Genomic DNA, 18525 nt, shown 5'->3' on the forward strand with positions numbered 1-18525 from the left:
AGCAATGCGTTGCGCGTACCGCACCGGTCGCCGCGATGGCGGCGCGTGAATGCATAACACCAACGGAGCGCCCTTGACGAGACCCCAGGAAATCGCATCCCCCTCGAAAAAGAACGACGCGAAGACAGCATTGCAGTTCCTTGAGCAAGCTAGCATTGCGGCACTCGTGATGCTGCTATCGGGTGCTTATGTGTGGCTCGTGCAGAAAACGTACGACAAGCTGAATGACACGAACAGCCTCCTAACGCCGATTTGCTATGCCGCGGTCATCCTCGGCGCTGGCCTTGCTTACGACTTTGCTAAGCGAATTCTGTTGGTGCCGCATCCAATATTCCGAAGCTTTCTTCGGAACAGCGCGGGCGGGATCGGGTGCCTTGTTGTGATGTTTCTTTTCCTGGCTGTGAGCGCGCACTTGGCGAAAATTGAGGCCCCCCTTGCAGCATACTTCGCCTATGGCCTAAGCCTGCTGGCAATCTGGCCGACTGTGAGTCTGTTCTCAAAAGCCCTCGAAGCCGTAGGCCCAAAGGCTTCGAACTAGCCGAGGAAGGCTACAAGCCGAGGCCGGCTGCAGCGCAGGGGGTACCGGAAGCTCTTGCGCTTAGCGAATGAGAGATAGCGGCCATCTTGCCCAAACGCTGGCACGTGTTCAGTGTTCGTCTGGTCGCGTTTTCTGGCGTGAGGGCAAGGGGGCCGGTTCCGCAGTCATCGCATCTGCAGGATAGAGCCGCAGGAACGTTCGCGCCTCCTCAGGGTCTTTGCAGCGCAGCCAATCGTCCCAGGTATCGCGAGGAAGAATTACGACGCCGCGCTTTTCATCGCCGGGCTTATGGAACCGCTGCAAGAGCGGATGCTCTCCTGCGGCCATCGTTGGCATAGTGAAGCTCACCGCGCCATCGGGCCAGCTGCGCCACAGGCCGGCAATTGCGAACGGCTCGCCGCCGGGAAGCCCGATCTTCCAGCGCACGGCCTTGCCCGTCTCCCAATTTGGTTCGTGGAAAGCGGTCGCGCCTATCAGGCAAAGTTGGCCAGCCTTCCAGTGCTTTGCAAACGAGCTGAGCTTTCCAATCGTTTCGGATCGAGCGTTGGCTGTCGGGTAGTAGCGCACGCCAGGCGGGATCTTTCCCTTAGGCACCATACTGAAAGATCCGAGCACAGCTTCACGATCGCCACTCTCGGTCGCTCGGATGATTGGGGCAGGGTAGTCCGGCCACGCTTCCGATCGCCATTCTCCGGCGGGCGGTTCGACGCCAAACACGTCTCGAAGCAATTGCCGTTGAACCGGCGCATAGTTGACGCACATCGCTACCCTCCATTTAGACGTCAGGTTTCCGCCGGCCGCGCGCCACGTCGGCTGGAATGGGTGTTTCCATCTCCTCGCGCGTGATCGGCCGCATCAGCCACGCTTGCCGATATTCCTTCAGTTCGAAGTCAGCGCGCTCGAATCCCGTGACGATCAAATCGTCGGCGGTCATTCTGACGATCTTCGCGTCGTACAACACTCCGAGTTCTGCGACGTCCTGGTGCTGGCTGTAGAGCATGATGGCATGCGGTATGACGCGGTGCGCCCCCTTATCCATGCGGTCCTCTATGACCACTTGGCCGCGCCAAAGCAGCTGCCCGCCCCACCATCCGCGGTGTAACCGGCGACCTTCCAGACAGAGTTTCATGACTTCGAATAGCATACCTGTATAAATATACAGTGCCAATCAAACACTCGACAAGAATTCCGATCTGACCTGCTACGGCAGGCGGCGGCCTGTCTATATCCCCCATGCGGTGGGATGACATTACTGCACTTTTTAATCCAAAATGCGGCCATCGTGATTGACCCCACGGTGACTGGCCCGCGTACCTATCCGCGGGCTTTTTTTTGCCTACGTGGGTTTACTCGGCCGTGAGCTTTGCGTGCACGACTGGTCCAGGGTCGCAACGAGGGAAGGGCTGCTATGGCTCCCGCTTAAACGCTCCATGGTCATGCACGCCAGGGCGCTTGATCTTGAGCCAATCACTCGACAAGCCGCCGACATAGCGGCTGCCCGCGCGCTTGGCCACAATGCCTTCCAGCTTGAGTGCCAGTACCTGCTGCCACAGCCATTCCCCGTCGTCAGTGGAGGAAACGAACATCACGCCCCGCTCGATGTTCTCCAGCAATGCTGCGAGTTGGGTCTGTCGTACTTCGATTGGCTCGTTGCGGACGTCATCGCCGTGGTTCACTAGAAGGTCAAACGCGCAGAACACAACAGGATCTGCTCCCACATACCAGCTGCGGTGCGATGCGCGTGCGTGAAGGCGCTCGAAATCCGCGCGCCCGATTTCATCGAGAACGACAACCTCGCCATCGAGCACACAATCGGCAGGCAAGGGCGCTAGCGAGGCCACTAACTCCGGAAACCAAGTGGTGGCATCACCGCCGCCACGCAGCCGAAGTTGTGTCACTCCAGTGCTGGCCAGCAGCCGATAGCCATCGAACTTCAGCGAATAGTGCCAGCTACCCGAGCGGGGCAACGTCGCGCTTCGACGGGCCAACATCGGTTCAATCGCTGGGAGAGCTGCATTGCGGCGAGATCGGGGCATGACAAGTTTCGGTGGCGCATGCCTCCAGTATTGCGCGGCGCGCGGCTGCATGCATATGCGAAGCCGCCGAGCTTCACCCTCGGGCAATTGGTATTAGCATTTTGAGTGCACAATGAGGCTCATTTGCAATCAATTGCAAATCCCCGTAAGCTAGCAACAGGCGAAAAAAGCCTTCGATCCTGCAAGATCGAAGGCTTCCCCTTTACCGGGTGGTTTGTGTGAACTAGCTCTTCGCCAGCATCGACATCGTGTAATGGATGATTCCCATCACATGATAGGCCAGCGTAATAAGCGCCAGCCAGGTTTCGTGGTTCTCCACGGTTTTTACTCCAGACGTAAATTGCACGCCCACCTTGGATTTCCTGGTGGGCGTCGACCTTTATGGGGTCGGCATGTATTACAGCACACGGGAAACGCGGTTCGCAAGATGTCGCGAGAAATTCCCGATGCATTTGGTGCACTGCCAAACAAAATAAATGTTTTTTCTTTCGCCGGCGCCTGAGCGGCGCCGGGAATAATGGCCGGAAATACAAGGGATTTCCGAGGTTCGCGCCTCTCTCAAGGCTACTCTCGCTAGTGTTGTGGCGCCCCAACACGACTGGAGGCGGCGCCGGGCTTCACTTTCCGGCGCCTAGGCGCCGACGAAACAAGGTTGGCTATTCTTCTTACGCGTTCTATCCGAGGCTGTGAATTACGTGCCGAGTTTCGGTGCAAACGAGTGTCAAAGAAAATACCTCGTTATTTTCCTTGGAGTGTCGAAAAGCCACGTCGGCTAATATTTCCCCTTGCAATGCAGGTCAGTCATGCGGTTGGAGATAACCAAGATTTCCTGAATCGAAACGGAGAAAGTATTCAAAATTTAGCTGCTAAAATTTATGGGTCGTGACAAACAACGAAAAAGTGGGGCGATCTTAGTAGGGCGCTGGCCAGGCCTTCGTAAAAAAACCCGCTATTTAAGCGGGCTTGGTTGCTTCTTTGGGCGGTACCAGCATGATGCAATGGTCCGGACTTAGAGGGCTGCGGGATTGTCGTCGTAATCTGCGCGGATCAAGCGGGCGTGCTGTTTCGCTTTGGCTTCCAGGTGCGCGGGTACTTTGGGCGGCTCTTGAGCAGTTGGCGGTTCGCCGTGGCCTCGGTTTTCGGCTGCGACGACCGAGCGGTAGTACTCTTCGGCCTTGGCCTTAGCCTCTGGGAACGAAAGGCCTTGTACGGCCGAGAACGCTCCCGCGTCCTTGGCCAGCCCATCGTGCACATCACTGCGCCATTTTTCCCCGGCAGCATCAAGATGTTCGTCTTTCGTCATGATCCCTCCTTGGGTGGATGAAAAGACAGGGGGGAAGGGAGTCTACAGATGCTGCGCCTAAGCCGCAACCGCCACATTCAGTCCGAGGCATGCCTCCATATGTGATTTAACATAAGCTTTATTATAGCTATCTGATAGCTACTAGGTATCCTATAGGTAGCGGGCTTGATGAGGGTGACGACAATACTGTATATATATACAGATATGAAGCGATCGACTATCACTCGTGACCAAGACAACGGACAGCAAATGTCACTGCTGGCTGTGCCCCCGCCAGTGCGACAACCGGCGACACGGACCAAAGGCGCAACTGTGATTGGCAATGGGCCAGTGGCGATGTCTGCCGCGCCGAAGGGCCTATTGGACCCCGCATCGATCCATCCATCTCTCTGGCGCGCCAGTCAGCTTGCACGACCGGTTGGCAGGGTGGTGGCTAGCGGGATAGCGGCACTGGACGCTGAACTGCCGGGCGGTGGGTGGGCGGAAGGCTGTGTGGCAGAGCTGATCGTCAAACAGCCCGGCATTGGCGAACTATCAATACTCCGCGGTGCATTGGACGTAGTAGCCAAGCGCAACCGCCCGATATGGCTGGTGGGCTGCCCGTTTGCTCCGAATGCGCCAGAATTTACGCGCCTTGGCTTGGCCAAGCACGTTCGCTGGGTGAAAACGGAATCGCCGGCTGATGCGCAGTGGGCGTGTGAGACCATCCTACGATCGAGCGCGCTGGGCGCGCTCGTGGCATGGTTGCCTCGCGCACGACCTGAATCTATCCGGCGTCTTCAGGGACTGGCTGCGGCCACAGATGCCATGGTATTTGCCATTCGTCCCCAGTCGGCCGCGAACGATGCATCTGCATCCCCCTTGCGCCTGGCCTTAGAGCCAGCACCAGGAGGGTTCGTGCGCGCGCACATCTTAAAGCGTCGCGGACCGGTATCGGCTGGGGTATTGCTGTTGCAGCTCAAGAGCCTTGGGCATCTTTCGGGCATCAGCGGGGCGAGGCACGGACCGTCGGACGCCAAACCGAAGACGGTTCAGAACATCAAACGCGGAAGCGGCGTGATTGCAGTCGGCGAGATGTTCGGCGCGGACGTGTGATTCCTTCAACTTAAACGAGGCCGTCGGCATTGCTCGCGGCGCCGGCGGCGTGCGCAACTACGAGTCACTCTGGGCCCATCGTCAGCGTGCGCACGAACAGTTCCGCCCACTTCAGCGCTTCGAATACCAGAGGTTTTAGTACCGGCTTCGTGCCATGCACGTCACCCATTCTAGAACGCAGGGTCTGCATGACGTAGGCGCCCTGCCCGAATGCTTTACCGCGGTTTTGCACAAACATCTTGAGCGACGCATCATCCCAGCCGAGTTCGCGCAGCCCTTTCTCGTGGTCCGCCGCTTTCTTGAGCGCGACGTTGCAACGCTCCTGGAACGACGCATCGGTGGGGTCGCCAAGTGAGAAACGGTGGTAGATTTCTGTGGTGGCTACTTCCACCGCGCCGAATGCGGCGGTAATAGCGCCGGCGAGGTCGCCATCGCGAAAGCGCACTGCGGCTTTGGAGAGCTCCGCGCGCGGCGCGTCCGGCAACGTGGCAAGTTCCGCGGGATCGAAAAGTTCCAGCGGCACCAGCCTGTTGTCGATCAGCCCCCAGCCATGCCGGGCCAGCTTATCCGCAAGCTGCTCACTGAGGTCAGGCTTTCGGCTCAAGAGCTCCTCGGCGACGATGGCGACAAAGTGTCGCTGCCCGTCGCCGTCCAGCTGGCCTAGCTCGACGTCGATGGCGGACATCAGTTGACCTTTGGAAGCACCACCCTCCCCTTGCTTCTGCTGCACGCTTCCGATCGCCGTCAGATCGAGGCCGGCTAGTCCGACGATGGTTTTAATGTCGTTGAAGTATTCGCCCTGCAAGGAGGCACGCACTGCGCCCCAGGCTGCTGTGATCGTCGGCATGCGCTAACCCCTTGCGTTCCGGAACCCGCCCATTCTGCCACCTGAAACGCCATGCCAATATTGCCAGTTATCGGCATGAGCGTCATCGACAAAAAAGCCGCCCGGAGGCGGCGTTATGGCGGTCGTGGTCAGTCGTTCGCAGGGTCATGGTGGCGCCCTTCGAGCGCTTCCCGCCGCCAGATATCGGTCTGGTCAATCACCTTTGCCAAATATTCCGACTGCCGCTGCGCCTCGTCGGCCTGCTCATGGCGCGCGAGTCCGCGCAGTTGCACGACCCGCGCCTGAACATCGGCGTGCATTTGGCGAAGCTCCCCCAGCCATCGCGCGTAGTTTGCCGCGCTCTCCTCGTTCCTTGTCATGTCCCGTCGTTCTTGCGGCTGCCGGCCGGTGCGGGGCGCGTGGAGCGCCAGTTATCCCCGGTTGGGGCGTTTTCCTTAGCCTCTGGGCTGTGGTAGTTCGCCGTTCGTCGTTGGCCGGTGCTTGCGCACCTTCCTAAGCGGGACACGAAAAAGCCGTCTGTGGGCGGCCCTTGTCGACCAGCTTAAAGGTATTTCTTCTGAAGCTCGATGCGCTTGCTATCGGCGCCGGCCCGGACACCAAACTCCGCACCGATCGGAAACTTATGCTCAGCCGTCGCTAGTACGACCTGAAAGCCGGTCTCGGTCGCCCGGACTTCAAAACCGGTAACTTCTTCCTTCTTTGCTCGGGCCAATTCTCCGACGCCTACAAGCCAGAAGTTTTTTTCGGTCACATCCTCAATGTTGAACCACGACGACATTGTTCTCTCTCGTCCGGCTGCCGGCCGGTACGGGGCGCGCGTACGCCGGTTTGTACTTTGAAGCTATCGGCAACGCGCGGGCGGCGCTGTACCCCTCTATTTCGGGGCGACTTTTGTCAGACGTCTTGGTACGTGTCGTAGCCACAAGCATCGCATTCATAGTCGGCCACGGCATCCGGCGCACAGGGCAGCTTCTTGCCGCAGCCGGCGCAAGGTTGCCAAACGATCCACGCCCCGAAATATACCTCGCACTCGCAGCCTTCCAGCGGCCGCACGGCGGCAAGGGCGTCGATGTCTCGATCTGGCCAGCCGCATTCTTCGCGCATGAAGCGACGTGCCTCCTGTGCATCGCAAAAGAAACTCAGCATTCACAGTCTCCTGTCACTACCCGGAGCCCGACCAGCGTGAAGCTTTCGCGCTGGTTGTCCTCACAGGTATCCGTCCACGAATCCTCCGGGCAGGTGCAGCATTTCGCGCAGGGGATTCATGTTGGGTTGTCTTAAGGCTCAACTCTTTCGTCGGGCGCGTCGCGCCGCTTGGGCGTCGAACTGGGCCGATACGGCGGCCTCCCACTGGCAGTGACACACTTCCGAGCAACAGGGGATCCAGCCGGCATCGCCTGTGGCGACAGGCTTGCCACAACCGTTTGCGCACCATCGGGCGCGTTCCACGTAGGCAGCCGTGGCCACCCGCTCGGACCGGAGGCGTTTTGCGCCGGCCAGTTTGCGCGCTGCCTTTTCGGCTGCGCGCACCCTTGGATCGGCGATGGTACGTTCGAGAATGTAGTTGCGGCCCATGTCTGCCCCGCCCGAAACTGGTCGAGATATGCCTAACTATTGTCCGAGGGCGATTGCTTGCCGGGCGCGGCGCTTTGATGGCCAGCCCGCGACTTTCGCTCCGGCGCACCACCGCGTCGTAAGTCTACTGGCTTACGCGGCTCTCGCTCATTTCGGGCACGCACGAGGCGGCCGTCGACCAGCTGAGCAGTGAGGTCCCTCACTTGGGCGTTGGCTTGCTCTTCACGCGCTGATACTGCATGAAGCTCTAGCTCGACGCGCTCTCGCGCCCTCTTCTCGCCCTCCAGCCGGGCGGTCGCAACCGCTGAGGCCTGTTCCGCTGTAACTCGATCGGCGCGTTCCTTCTCAACCGCGGCGCGCGCTGCATTCAAGTCATCTTCGAGCCGCGGAAGGGCTTCCAGCCGCAACAGTGCCTTGGCCAGGTCCGTCCTGACACTCGCGGCCGCAGTACGCTCCTGCTCCGCTTCAGCACGGGCAACCTGAAGGTCAGCATCCTGCTGCTCCGCGCGGCCCGCTAACGAATCCCGCTCAGACTGACAGGCAGCCAATTCAACCTGCAATGCCTCGACTTGGCCGAGGAGGCGCTCGTTCTCCATGCCGAGATCCGTATTGAGCTGCTGCTGCTCTGCCAACTCTGCAGATAGCTCCACCTTCCCCTCGGCAATGAGCTGGGCGAGATGGTCGGCGAGAACGCGCTGCATTGGTGCTGGCAATGCAAGCGGCGCTTCGGGGACTTTCACTTGGTTCCCTTTCCACTCATTCAGCATACGCAGCACGGTTGCCGGAGATCCGATGTCCCCCAACTCTTTGCGCACGGCGCGGACCGACGGTTTGGTGCCGGCGGCACGCAGAGCGTTCGCCGCAGCATTCACCTGTTCCTGGGTGATAGACGCTTCCCGTACCATAACAACTCCGTTCGTTACGTTTCGTTATGTTATGAATGTTATGTTATGGACGTTAGGGCCACAAGGAGATTTCGCATGCACTTGACTTGGGGCCATCGGTCGTATGCTGGAAAGAGCAATTTTCGCCATAGGGGTCCCTTTGATTTCGCTGCAATTTACCGGTGTAGCCACTCCCAGCATCCACGCGGGTTTCCGGGCGACGCCTGCATGAAATCCCTGCCAAATCAGTCACCTACTGATTGGCACCTTCACCCTGATTTTGGAACGTTGGCCGGCCCCTCTCGGGTGCAGGCGTGAACAGCCGCAGATCGCTGCCACCACGCCGGGCGCCGTCCAACTGAGGACTGATTCCGGGCAACCAACGGTCGCGAGTGATTTTCTCAGCACCCTGGAATTGGCGTGTGAAATCGGCCAGTTGGGCGGGTAAGCGCCGCCCGTGCATCGCCAAAAAATGGTGTGGTGGGAGCTGGGGTAATCGTACTTTTCGTGCTAAATCTGGCGCTTTCCCTGAAAGCCTTTACTGGCAAGCCTTGCCGGTCGACTCCGGCGACCGTCGGCAGACTCTGAGAGCTCCCGCGGTACCATAGCTGCCCGCGCACCGCGCCGCCGCAAGGAGGTAGGGAAATGCCAGGCATGGAATTTCGCTATGTGGGAATCGACCGCTTGCCCGCCAAAATGTCGGAGTTCGACGTGGAGCGATACTTTGCGCTCACCGACAGCGACATGGCGGAAGTGAATGAGCGGTTTCGCCGAGACTGGCGCCCCGGCGCGGCAATCCAGCTGGTCTTTCTTCGGGCGAGCGGCCATACGCTGGACCATGTCGGCACCCTGCCGCGTCAGTTGCTGCGCTACATCGGTGAACGCCTTGGTGTGCCGACGCCAACCATCGCGTCGCTGCGGACCATGTATCACCGCTACAAGACGCTCTATGACCACCAAGTCTGGGCCTGCGACTATCTCGGGCTGACACGGATTGGGCCAGGCCATTGGGCAGGGCTTGGGACGTGGATGCGCCAGGATGCGAAGGAATCGCTGACGCTTGAGGACCTGCTACAGCACGCGCGCTCCTGGCTATACGAGCGGCGGATCCTGATCCCGGCCGAGCGAGCGCTGCGCGATCTCGGCCGCTCGATCTGGGCGGAAATCGAGCGAGCTGTGGTAGCCATGATCGAGGCTGCCATCCCGGAATCTCAACTTGCGCGTGCGGACGCAGTTCTGTCGACCCGACACGGAACGTCGGGAGTGACCGTTCTTGAGTGGCTGAAGACCCCACCAGCACGTCACAGCCCGACAACCATTGCCGAAACGCTCGAGAAAATACGATTTCTGAAGGAGCTCGGTGCGCATACCTGGCAATTAGACGCGGTGCCTATGGAGAAGCAGCGGGCCTTGGGCAAGCGCATCGAGGCGCGCCGCCCCGTCAAGATCAAAGAACTGAAGGCGTCGACGCGCACGCTGGAACTGGTTTTCTTCCTTCGAGTGACCTTGCTGGAATTGACGGACTCCCTGCTTTACCAGACAGGGCGACGGGTCTCCGATCTGGTCCGACAGGCCTACGAAAAGACCACGACCAGGCAGGCCCGATCTGCCGCGGACTACCGCCAGCGCCTGCAAGCGATCAAGGTGCTGGTCGGCGACGCCGAACGCTCGGCCGAGGAGCGGCTCGCGGAGATCGGCAGGCTGCTGAGGGATTTACCTGGCAAGCCCGTCATGAGCCATGCGGCCAGTGTGCGCGAGACACTGACTGAGGACAATCAGCGGATCCGGGCGCTACTCGCATCGCTGCGGGAACTGGATTTTGCCGGCCGGGAAGCGGAACCCAGCCTGCGCCAATTGGCGCTCATTACCAAATTGCACCATAGCGGTGCGAGTGAGCTACCCCGCAGCAGTGAGGTGCCAGCCAGCGCTAGTTGGCGTGAACTTATCGAAGATGACGATCGCAAACGTGGAAGGGGATACCGTCACCGCCGTGTTCGACAAGATCGACGGAGTCGTGGAGATGCAGCGCAAGTAGCGCTCCGGCGGCACACTGCCCGTGTCAGGGTCGCGCGCCGCCTGGCATGGGCCGGATTCCGCCGTCATTCCGTTTCGGCAGACCTCAGAACGATGGCGACATATTCGAAATCGCTATCCACAAAGGTTCCGCCACAGTGAGACCCCCCTTCCGCCACAGTGAGACCCCCCCTTCGATCTGCCACACGACGTCATTGTCATCATCGTGGTTGCCGTGACGTTCATGACGTGCGCAACAGGTTTGCTTTCATGGCATCTTCATCGCCAGATGCGCACCAAGCGCGGCCTGAAGAGTCACAGATCAGGTTCGTCCACGAAACGGCGCAAAGCTTCAAGCCGGAGCAAATAGTCCCTGGCAGATCCCCGTCTGAGCAACCTTGCCGGCATGCGACGGCGTGCGAGCGGTCTCGCCTGGACGAGCGCGGCTTCAGACATCAGCATCCCGGGCCTGGGAGGGGCCTTGGCTGCCCAGGCGGCCTTGCGGGTCCGATCGTTCAAATGGATAGACCAGTTGCTTTCCGTAGCGATGCGGCACCGGGTTGCCTTCGATGCCGATTGGGCCCAGTGGCGCCTGCGGTTGATAGAACGTTCCGAAGAGGTGGTCCCATACCAGCCAGAACTCCCCGAAATTGACCTGCGCGTCCGCGAAGCGCTCCCGATGGTGCCAGCGATGGAGTTCTGCAACGCCTAGCAAATACCGCACCGGTCCCAGGCGATAGTCCAGGTTCGCATGCTGGAATGCCAGATGGACTGCCAGAATCGCAAACCAGCCACCTACTACAGCGGCCGGTGCGCCTAGTATGCCCAGGACCAGTAAGCCCGGACCAGCCATCAGGGTTGCATGCACCGGGTGGCGCCGTTCCCCATTTAGCCAGTAGAGCCGCCGCGAGGAATGATGAATGCTGTGCAGCCGCCACAGGAAGCCGTTGTGGTGGCTGAGCCGATGGACGGCATACAGCGACAGGTCCAGTGGCGCGCTTGCCAGGAATACCTGCAGCAAGTATGGCCATTCCGCGGGCCACCAAAGCCCGGGCCAACCCGTCCATTCCCGCAGCCCCACGAAGCCCAACACAGCACCGTGCATCACGGCCAGATTCACAACGGCATGGGCGACATCTGCCGGAAAGTCGAGGTCTCGCTTCTGCCACCGTGCATCGAACGGGACAAAGCGCTCCAGCCAAGCAACAAGAAGTAGTCCGCCAACCGCGCACAACGCCAGCCAAGCCAGCCGCGTGCCCTGTGTGGGGGTGGCCGAAACCGCTGTGATTACCAGGGCCATGATGGCCGGATAGGCGCCATAACCCACCACAGAACGCGCTTTCATTGCTACTCCGGAGTTCAATTTCCTCCAGTGTCCCGAAGCGATGGCCGATGGGCTTGAACAAACCTGCTGAATGCGTGTGAGGCCTTGACTCTCTAGCGGGTACAGGGTGTGCACTTGCTTAGCAACTCTGCTGGTGAAAGACGGACTGCGCCGACGACGAACGACACGACCTTGACGCGAGGCAGGCCGCCGACCGCCGGATCCTATGGCTGGTGCTACCGATTAATGTGAGCCAATGCGTGGCAGGTATGGGCGTGGGCCTTTGGGCGGCGTCCACGGCGGTGCTGGGCGCCGCCCTCGTATACGCCATCTTGCCGCAACAAATCAAATGGGCCTTGACTCTCTATCTACTTCAGGGTGTGAAATTCCGCCATATACAGAAAGAGGCGAATGATGAAGCTCGACCAAGCCCATACCGAAAGTGCCGTAGAAGCAACACAAAGTCCGGGGCAGGCGGGGCGCCCGAACGGCACGACCACCATCTTCCGCATTCCCAACATGGATTGCCGCAACGAGGAAGCGGCAATCCGTGCACGGCTTGCCACATTGACAGCGGTAGATTCCCTTTCCTTCGACCTTCCCCAGCGCCGCCTCACCGTCCGGCATGGGCTGCCGACCTCGGAGCCGTTGCTTGAGGCCCTCCACGAGATTGGCATGCACGCTTCGCTGGATGACGAAGGCGAAGCGGCGGGGAATGCCGCTTGCGGTGCCGCTTGCTCCGGATCCTGCGCCGGCAGCGAGAACGCCTCTTCAAAGGACGTATTCACGATTCCCAATATGGATTGCCGCTCCGAAGAGGCGGCGATCCGCGCGCGGCTTGAGTTGTTGGCCGGCGTCCAGTCGCTCGAGTTCGACCTCCCGGCACGCCGGCTTTCGGTCGTCCACACCCTGTCCTCGGCGGAACCCCTGCTGGCGGCGTTGCAGTCGATCGGCATGCAGGCAAGGCTGGGCGAGGACACAGCTCCTCCGACCGTGAACAGCGCAGTGCCACCGGAGGCCGCCTGCGGTTCCTGCGGCACGACTGCCACCTCGTTCGCCCCTGCAGCCAGGGGCAACACCACCCAGTTCCTGATCACCAACATGGACTGCCCCACCGAGGAAGCCCTGATTCGCAAGCGTCTGGGCAAGGTGGAGGGCATCGAACGGCTGGACTTCGACCTGATGAACCGCCGGCTGGAGGTGCAGCACCGTCTGGCCGATCCCGCACCGGTCCTCGGCGCACTGCGCGAGATCGGTATGCACGCCACGGTCGAGCGCGAGGCAGGGGCCAGCTCCAAGGGACAAGCCACTTACTTGATCGAGAAGATGGACTGCCCGACCGAAGAGGCGCTGCTGCGCAAGTCATTGGAAGGCATGCCGGGCGTCAGCGGCTTGCAGTTCAACCTGATGAGCCGGACCCTGATCGTCAGCCATTCGCTGAAGGACGAGGCGCCGATCACAGCGGCCATTGAGCGACTCGGCATGCAGCCGGTACTGCGCGACCACAGTCGGCCTGCCCCCGCGGTCACAAGAGACTTCGGCACCGGCATTTCGAAGGCGGAGTGGCTGCGCATGGGGGCCGCTGGCGTGCTGGCGGTTGGCGCGGAAGTCCTCACATTCGCCGGGATGAGTGAATCGGCATGGCCGGTGGTGGCCGTGTCGCTAATGGCCATTGCGTTGGGCGGCATCGAGACACTGAAGAAGGGCTGGATCGCGCTGCGCACGATGTCACTGAACATGAACCTGCTGATGACGATTGCCGTCATCGGTGCCGCTTTGATCGGCCAGTGGCCGGAAGCCGCCGTTGTGATCTGGCTGTTCGCCGTCGCGGAGATGATCGAAGCGCTGAGCCTGGACCGGGCGCGCAACGCGATTCGCAAGCTGATGGACCTGGCGCCGGAAACCGCACTCGTCCGCCAGGACGACGGTCGCTGGCAAGAGGTCAAGGCCGAGACCGTGCCGCTTGGTGCCGTCGTGCGCGTTCGTCCCGGCGAACGTATCGCCTTGGATGGGGTCGTGGTGTCGGGCGCATCAGCCATCAACCAGGCGCCCATCACCGGCGAAAGCATGCCCGTGGAAAAGAACCCCGGCGACACGGTGTTCGCGGGCACGATCAATGAGCGCGGCACCCTGGAATTCGAAGTGCACTCGCGCAAGGGAGAAACCACGCTCGATCGTATCGCGCGCTCGGTCCAGGAAGCCCAGGGCCAGCGCGCGCCGACGCAGCGCTTCGTCGATCGCTTTGCGAGCGTCTATACGCCCGTTGTCTTTGCGCTAGCGATCGCCATTGCCGTGATACCGCCGCTACTTCTCGGTGCGCCGTGGTTCGAATGGGTCTACAAGGCGCTGGTGATGCTGGTCATTGCTTGTCCCTGCGCCCTGGTGATCTCGACACCGGTGACGGTCGTCAGCGGCCTGGCTGCGGCCGCGCGGCGTGGCATCCTCGTCAAGGGTGGCCTGTACCTGGAGCAAGGGCGTCTGCTGCGTGCGGTGGCACTGGACAAGACTGGCACCCTTACGCACGGTCGCCCGGCGCTGACCGATACGGTACCGACGGGTGCGCTCTCGGAGGCGGAAGTGCTGCGCATTGCCGCCAGTCTAGACGCCTTGTCCGAGCATCCAGTGGCCACGGCTATCGTCAACGCCTACGGAGACAAGCCGCACGCCTCTGTGCAACGCTTTGAAGCTCTGGCTGGCCGTGGCGTCAAGGGCGACATCGACGGCCAGACCTACTACGTCGGCAACCACCGCCTGGCCAATGAGCTTGGCGTGGCCAGCGAGCAGGTCCGCAAGCTGCTGGAGAGCCTGGAAGCGCAGGCCAAGACAGCAGTGGTGCTTGCCACCGATAAGCAGGCACTGGGTGTCCTGGCAGTGGCCGACACGGTCCGCGACAGCAGCAAGCGTGCGGTGGCGGCGCTCAAGCAGTTGGGCGTAGAACCGGTGATGCTTACCGGCGACAACCGCAAGACCGCGGAAGCGGTGGCCGCCCAGGTGGGGATCACCGACGCGCGCGGCGACCTGCTGCCGCACGACAAGCTGGCTGCGATCGCCGAACTTGGCGCGAAGGCGCCGGTAGGCATGGTCGGGGATGGCGTCAACGATGCGCCCGCGCTGGCCAAATCGAACATCGGCTTTGCGATGGGCGCTGCTGGCACCGACACCGCGATCGAGACCGCCGACGTGGCGCTGATGCAGGACGACCTGCGCAAGCTGCCTGAGTTCATCAAGCTGTCGCGCCGGGTGGGTGGCGTGCTGAAGGCAAACATCGCCTTCGCGATCGGTACCAAGGCGGTCTTCATGGTGCTGGCCTTCACCGGCCATGCCAGCCTGTGGCTCGCGATTCTTGCCGACATGGGCGCAAGCCTGGCCGTGGTGTTCAACGGACTGCGCCTGCTGGGGACCAGCCCCGCCTCTGACCGTGACCACCATGCGGGCTGATCGCAGCATTGGCCTGGGTTTCGTATTGGCGGCCCTTATCGTGGCGATGGATATCGCGACGAAAGCCGCTGTCGTGGCTTGGATGGAGTACGGCGCAAGCATCGAGTGGTTGCCTGTCCTCAGCATCGTGCATGTGCTGAACCGAGGCGCCGCCTTTAGTTTTCTGCACGGCGCGGGAGGCTGGCAGCGGTTCTTCTTCATTGGAATCGCTCTGGCGGCCTCGGCGTTCCTTGTGTACATGATTCGGCGTGCTGGTACATCCTGTACCGAACGGATCAGCTACGGGCTGATCCTGGGCGGCGCGTTGGCCAATTTGATCGACCGGGTGGCACGCGGAGCGGTGGTGGACTGGATCGATCTTCATTGGGCTTCGTACCATTGGCCGGTCTTCAATGTGGCTGACATCGGCATCACACTGGGCGCTGCCTTGATCGTGTTCCATGAGTTCTTCGGCAGAAAACAGGCACGCCCAGCTCGCGGATGAACACGAAGCATCCGACAGACTGCTGCTGACCATTGGCCGCGGCTGGGCCATTTACATCGGACCGATAGAGGACGGTCGGCCGCACCGACATCATGCAGCTCAGTTGGCCTGGAGCAAGCAGGGGATGCTGCTCCTCGAAGGCGTCTGGGGCGGATTGAAGTCCCCGGGGCATTTTCTTCCGGCCGGGGTGCCGCATCGTATCGTAGCGACCGGCCCGGTGCGCATGGTGTTTCTCGACCAGACCATGCACAGCGTTTGCCCTACTGGCCGTCGGCCCTCAGCCACGATGGCGCCGAGCCCCGTGCCGGCGGATATGCTGGAATATGAGTTGGACCGCTGGCTGCGAGGCGCGATGCCGTCTGAAACGGCGAATGTGTCACAACCTGCCACGGAGGCTTCGCGTTGGGCCTCGGTCCTCCAGTGGCTGGAGACGTCGCTGGAGGGACCCGTGCACGTCGCACATGCCGCTGACGCCGTAGGCCTGTCGTCCTCCCGCTTCATGCATTGGTTCGCGGAGGCGAGCGGACTGTCGTTCCGCGCGTACGTGCGTTGGTTGCGCCTGCAGCGTGCGGTGCGCACCCTCTCCGATGGCTGTACGCTCACCGAGGCTGCTCATCTCGCCGGCTTCGCCGACAGCGCGCACCTGACGCGCACCTTCGTTTCCACATTCGGAGTCCGACCAGCGCCACTGCGTGGCGCCAGGATTGTATGTACGGCACAGTCCAGACCGCCATTCACACTGCATGGACTTGAATTTGTCGACACTATCCGTAATCGACGACGTCAGATGAAAACCCAACAAAGGGGAAACGCATGAAGATCGGCCAACTCGCTCAAGCCGCCGGCACGACTGTGCAGACTATCCGTTTCTACGAACAGAAGGGCTTGTTGCCGGCACCTGCCCGCTCCTGCGGGAATTTCCGAATCTATGCTTCCGAGCATGTGGAGCGCTTGGCATTTGTCCGGCATTGCCGCTCGCTGGACATGACCTTAGATGAGATTCGGGTACTGCTTCGCTTCAGGGATGTGCCACAAGACGACTGTGGCGAAGTCAACGTTCTGCTGGATGTTCACATCGCACACGTGGAACACCGCGTTCAAGAGTTGATGGCATTAGAGCGTGACCTAAAGCAATTGCGCGGCCAATGCGGCCACTCTCGCGAGGCAAGGGACTGTGGCATTCTTGAAGGCCTCGCGAAAACCGCCCACAAGGCACCAAATTTGAAGGTTTGAGAACGGGCATGTGAGTTGAGCCTAGTCATAAAAGCTTCTCTGCTCGAAGCGAGCTGATATCACTGGTCGCTTTGTTAGTGCCAAACATGGAATCCGCGGGTAGCCTGGGACGCGTGGAAAAGTTCATCATTTCTTGACGTCCCGCCGGAGTAAGAGCTGCTATTGCCATGCCAATGGCCCCGCCCTCCCACCTCGTGATCGCCGAGGTGATACGGCCGATAGCACGCCGGCATTTAGTTTGGCCGACGAGCAGCGTCGATTCCTAAGGAATGTCGCGATGGCCGCCGGATTGTGTAGCGGAGCCAATGCCGGTGCCTGCTACCTCCTGCCTAGCGTCCTTTCGCCTCCCGAGTCATTGGCAGACCGCATCGCCTTCGCTTTGTAGGCCGATGTGTTCGTCCTCATCTGGTTGGTCTTGTGTCGTCCGACCGATTCCACTTGGCGGCGGACGAGCGCGGTTCCGCCTTCTCTCCTCACAGTCCCCGCATTGCGATCAGATTCGCGTTCCTGCAGAGCACCTTGGAGCTAGCGGTCATGGCGGTTGGGGTCCCAATGTTGGGATCGAACACGATGAGGAGGGAGCAACGTCTATGCGCCCCACGTACTTGTGGAGTGCAAGCCCATTCTGGGCACCGGGGATTTCACAGCTCGCCATAGGAGTGCAGCCCGGAGAGAAACATGTTGACGCCGAGGAACGCTAACGATGTGACCGCCATTCCCGTCTCGGTCGCGATCTTTAGCAAGCTGCAGCCTTGGCGCCGCAGTATCTGAACTTCCATGTAATCCTCGTAGGTGATCACGGTTGCCCAAAAGGAACAACCTTACAACAAGGTGTATCAATTCCAAAGTGCGTTTGCGTATTACAACCGCGCGCGACACTGGCACGTGATCTTCATCCACCAACTTTGCAAGGCGGGTACCAGCGGCTGTATCTCGTGCGCCTGGCGGGCGAAGTGAACCGCAGCAGAATTCCCACGGCGGCACTGACGATCAACAGCCGCCCAGCATGCGGGTCTTGGACCGCTCTTCGCAGTAGTGATAGAACGTGGTGGTCAGCCAGCAGAACGGGACAAAAACTTCGTAAAGGTTGCTCACCGGGATGTGGCCGATGTCCGCGCCAATCTGATGGCTCTCGTACCAGCGGACCATGGTACCGACCAGCGCCATGAACACCGAGGCCCAGGCAAGCCCCGAGCCGATCTTAAACGCCCTGTTCTCGGCCTGCTAGGAGGTTGAAAAATCCATCCAGTAGAACAAGGTGCTCATCATAACTAACACCGCCATCCAAAGATGGAACTCTGACTGGACAAGAAGTACCGAAACAGGAACGGCCAGGTCGGCTCCAAAACAAGGCCGTCACGCCGACTGTCCCGAGGGGAAACCCGGCGGTGCAGGTTGGGTTCTGAAAGATGCGCAGATGTCGGGTGCCGGCCTGCGATTAGAAGGACTTCACGTCGGCAAATTCCATTGCGTCCTTGTCGATGCTCAACGCCATCAACTCGAAGTCGGACCCACCGAGCTTCGCCTGCAAGCGGTCGAGAGATGCAATCGCCTGCCTACCTGCAAGACTGACCCCAGGTCGCCCAGATGTTCAGCAGCACGATCTTGCCTCGCAGAGGCATCTAACTGTAAGCGCCCGGTGAACCCGTCTTGAAGGGAAGCAGGAGAGCAAGGAGCATCGTGTCCATCTAAATTCTTGGTGGACACGTGAACACTATCGAAGAGAGCGCACCAGCGCGACGCCGACGTCGGCAC

At 60.7% G+C, this 18525-nt stretch carries 17 protein-coding genes and 2 pseudogenes; 7 read left to right on the top strand and 12 right to left on the bottom strand.

The genetic code is table 11. The annotated features are described in order from the left end of the window. Positions 1–73 precede the first annotated feature (73 nt). Complete coding sequence (locus tag F7R19_RS27680) at positions 74–538, top strand: hypothetical protein (RefSeq protein WP_150982789.1); 465 nt, start codon at positions 74–76, stop codon at positions 536–538. A gap of 108 nt (positions 539–646) precedes the next feature. On the opposite strand, the gene F7R19_RS27685 is transcribed toward F7R19_RS27680, so the two are convergent. The 4 genes from F7R19_RS27685 to F7R19_RS27700 all read right to left on the bottom strand — a co-directional run bounded on the left by F7R19_RS27685 (position 647) and on the right by F7R19_RS27700 (position 3877). Then, positions 647–1300, bottom strand: coding sequence for an SOS response-associated peptidase (locus F7R19_RS27685; protein ID WP_150982791.1), 654 nt, complete (start codon positions 1298–1300; stop codon positions 647–649). Positions 1301–1313: 13 nt separating this feature from the next. Continuing rightward, entirely contained in the window at positions 1314–1706 is a 393-nt protein-coding gene (locus F7R19_RS27690) for a hypothetical protein (RefSeq protein ID WP_150982793.1), read from the bottom strand. A gap of 238 nt (positions 1707–1944) precedes the next feature. Next, complete coding sequence (locus F7R19_RS27695; RefSeq protein ID WP_150982795.1) at positions 1945–2574, bottom strand: ATP-dependent DNA ligase; 630 nt, start codon at positions 2572–2574, stop codon at positions 1945–1947. Positions 2575–3583: 1009 nt separating this feature from the next. Continuing rightward, positions 3584–3877, bottom strand: a complete 294-nt coding sequence (locus tag F7R19_RS27700) for a hypothetical protein (protein WP_150982797.1) — start codon at positions 3875–3877, stop codon at positions 3584–3586. A gap of 336 nt (positions 3878–4213) precedes the next feature. Here F7R19_RS27700 and imuA point away from each other — a divergent pair, with 336 nt between their 5' ends. Then, positions 4214–4972: a translesion DNA synthesis-associated protein ImuA gene (imuA, locus tag F7R19_RS27705; RefSeq protein ID WP_223506416.1), complete on the top strand. Its 759-nt coding sequence runs from the start codon at positions 4214–4216 to the stop codon at positions 4970–4972. Positions 4973–5036: 64 nt separating this feature from the next. Here the strand turns inward: imuA and F7R19_RS27710 are convergent, their stop codons facing one another. From F7R19_RS27710 to F7R19_RS27725, 5 genes are all read right to left on the bottom strand, one after another. Next, the gene (locus F7R19_RS27710; protein WP_150982801.1) at positions 5037–5819 is read right to left on the bottom strand and encodes a hypothetical protein; all 783 of its coding nucleotides are present in this window, start codon (positions 5817–5819) and stop codon (positions 5037–5039) included. Between the two features lie 128 nt (positions 5820–5947). Continuing rightward, complete coding sequence (locus F7R19_RS29930; protein ID WP_170292669.1) at positions 5948–6118, bottom strand: hypothetical protein; 171 nt, start codon at positions 6116–6118, stop codon at positions 5948–5950. A 242-nt stretch (positions 6119–6360) separates the two neighbouring features. Next, complete coding sequence (locus F7R19_RS27715; protein ID WP_150982803.1) at positions 6361–6597, bottom strand: hypothetical protein; 237 nt, start codon at positions 6595–6597, stop codon at positions 6361–6363. Positions 6598–6713: 116 nt separating this feature from the next. Further along, positions 6714–6965 carry a hypothetical protein gene (locus F7R19_RS27720; protein ID WP_150982805.1) on the bottom strand — a complete coding sequence of 84 codons (252 nt, stop codon included), beginning with the start codon at positions 6963–6965 and terminating at the stop codon, positions 6714–6716. 461 nt (positions 6966–7426) lie between these two features. Beyond that, the gene (locus F7R19_RS27725; RefSeq protein ID WP_150982807.1) at positions 7427–8299 is read right to left on the bottom strand and encodes a DNA-binding protein; all 873 of its coding nucleotides are present in this window, start codon (positions 8297–8299) and stop codon (positions 7427–7429) included. Between the two features lie 624 nt (positions 8300–8923). Between F7R19_RS27725 and F7R19_RS27730 the strand changes: the two are divergent. Further along, positions 8924–10246, top strand: a pseudogene (locus F7R19_RS27730) (DUF4158 domain-containing protein); the annotation flags it as partial. A gap of 493 nt (positions 10247–10739) precedes the next feature. On the opposite strand, the gene F7R19_RS27735 reads toward F7R19_RS27730, so the two are convergent. Beyond that, positions 10740–11636, bottom strand: coding sequence for a sterol desaturase family protein (locus F7R19_RS27735; RefSeq protein WP_150982810.1), 897 nt, complete (start codon positions 11634–11636; stop codon positions 10740–10742). A gap of 393 nt (positions 11637–12029) precedes the next feature. Between F7R19_RS27735 and F7R19_RS27745 the strand changes: the two genes are divergently transcribed. The 4 genes from F7R19_RS27745 to cadR are packed head-to-tail and all read left to right on the top strand — an operon-like array spanning position 12030 to position 16770. After that, on the top strand, positions 12030–15053 hold the full coding sequence (locus tag F7R19_RS27745; protein WP_411800731.1) for a heavy metal translocating P-type ATPase: 3024 nt from the start codon (positions 12030–12032) through the stop codon (positions 15051–15053). Continuing rightward, positions 15043–15537, top strand: coding sequence for a signal peptidase II (lspA, locus tag F7R19_RS27750; RefSeq protein ID WP_150982815.1), 495 nt, complete (start codon positions 15043–15045; stop codon positions 15535–15537). The genes F7R19_RS27745 and lspA overlap by 11 nt, the downstream gene beginning before the upstream one ends. Then, positions 15494–16354 (top strand): helix-turn-helix transcriptional regulator, encoded by an 861-nt coding sequence (locus F7R19_RS27755; protein WP_211922800.1) that lies wholly within the window; start codon positions 15494–15496, stop codon positions 16352–16354. The genes lspA and F7R19_RS27755 overlap by 44 nt, the downstream gene beginning before the upstream one ends. Then, positions 16351–16770, top strand: a complete 420-nt coding sequence (cadR, locus tag F7R19_RS27760) for a Cd(II)/Pb(II)-responsive transcriptional regulator (RefSeq protein ID WP_150982812.1) — start codon at positions 16351–16353, stop codon at positions 16768–16770. Before F7R19_RS27755 ends, cadR begins: the two co-directional genes overlap by 4 nt. A 641-nt stretch (positions 16771–17411) precedes the next feature. On the opposite strand, the gene F7R19_RS29935 is transcribed toward cadR, so the two are convergent. Together F7R19_RS29935 and F7R19_RS30685 are read right to left on the bottom strand one after the other, a co-directional pair. Then, positions 17412–17549 (bottom strand): hypothetical protein, encoded by a 138-nt coding sequence (locus F7R19_RS29935; protein WP_170292671.1) that lies wholly within the window; start codon positions 17547–17549, stop codon positions 17412–17414. Positions 17550–17657: 108 nt separating this feature from the next. After that, positions 17658–18098 (bottom strand): annotated as a pseudogene (locus F7R19_RS30685) (c-type cytochrome biogenesis protein CcsB); the annotation flags it as partial. Positions 18099–18525 lie beyond the last annotated feature (427 nt).

This window comes from Cupriavidus pauculus (assembly GCF_008801835.1).
Lineage (GTDB): Bacteria > Pseudomonadota > Gammaproteobacteria > Burkholderiales > Burkholderiaceae > Cupriavidus > Cupriavidus pauculus.

Bases quoted from the DNA above. Each gene is read 5' to 3' on its own strand.
- F7R19_RS27735 (WP_150982810.1), bottom strand. From the start codon at position 11,636: ATGAAAGCGCGTTCTGTGGTGGGTTATGGCGCCTATCCGGCCATCATG.
- F7R19_RS27745 (WP_411800731.1), top strand. From the start codon at position 12,030: ATGAAGCTCGACCAAGCCCATACCGAAAGTGCCGTAGAAGCAACACAA.
- F7R19_RS27720 (WP_150982805.1), bottom strand. From the start codon at position 6,965: ATGCTGAGTTTCTTTTGCGATGCACAGGAGGCACGTCGCTTCATGCGC.
- F7R19_RS29935 (WP_170292671.1), bottom strand. From the start codon at position 17,549: ATGGAAGTTCAGATACTGCGGCGCCAAGGCTGCAGCTTGCTAAAGATC.
- cadR (WP_150982812.1), top strand. From the start codon at position 16,351: ATGAAGATCGGCCAACTCGCTCAAGCCGCCGGCACGACTGTGCAGACT.
- F7R19_RS27725 (WP_150982807.1), bottom strand. From the start codon at position 8,299: ATGGTACGGGAAGCGTCTATCACCCAGGAACAGGTGAATGCTGCGGCG.
- F7R19_RS27715 (WP_150982803.1), bottom strand. From the start codon at position 6,597: ATGTCGTCGTGGTTCAACATTGAGGATGTGACCGAAAAAAACTTCTGG.
- F7R19_RS27700 (WP_150982797.1), bottom strand. From the start codon at position 3,877: ATGACGAAAGACGAACATCTTGATGCTGCCGGGGAAAAATGGCGCAGT.
- imuA (WP_223506416.1), top strand. From the start codon at position 4,214: ATGTCTGCCGCGCCGAAGGGCCTATTGGACCCCGCATCGATCCATCCA.
- F7R19_RS29930 (WP_170292669.1), bottom strand. From the start codon at position 6,118: ATGCACGCCGATGTTCAGGCGCGGGTCGTGCAACTGCGCGGACTCGCG.
- F7R19_RS27710 (WP_150982801.1), bottom strand. From the start codon at position 5,819: ATGCCGACGATCACAGCAGCCTGGGGCGCAGTGCGTGCCTCCTTGCAG.
- F7R19_RS27685 (WP_150982791.1), bottom strand. From the start codon at position 1,300: ATGTGCGTCAACTATGCGCCGGTTCAACGGCAATTGCTTCGAGACGTG.
- lspA (WP_150982815.1), top strand. From the start codon at position 15,043: ATGCGGGCTGATCGCAGCATTGGCCTGGGTTTCGTATTGGCGGCCCTT.
- F7R19_RS27755 (WP_211922800.1), top strand. From the start codon at position 15,494: ATGAGTTCTTCGGCAGAAAACAGGCACGCCCAGCTCGCGGATGAACAC.
- F7R19_RS27695 (WP_150982795.1), bottom strand. From the start codon at position 2,574: ATGCCCCGATCTCGCCGCAATGCAGCTCTCCCAGCGATTGAACCGATG.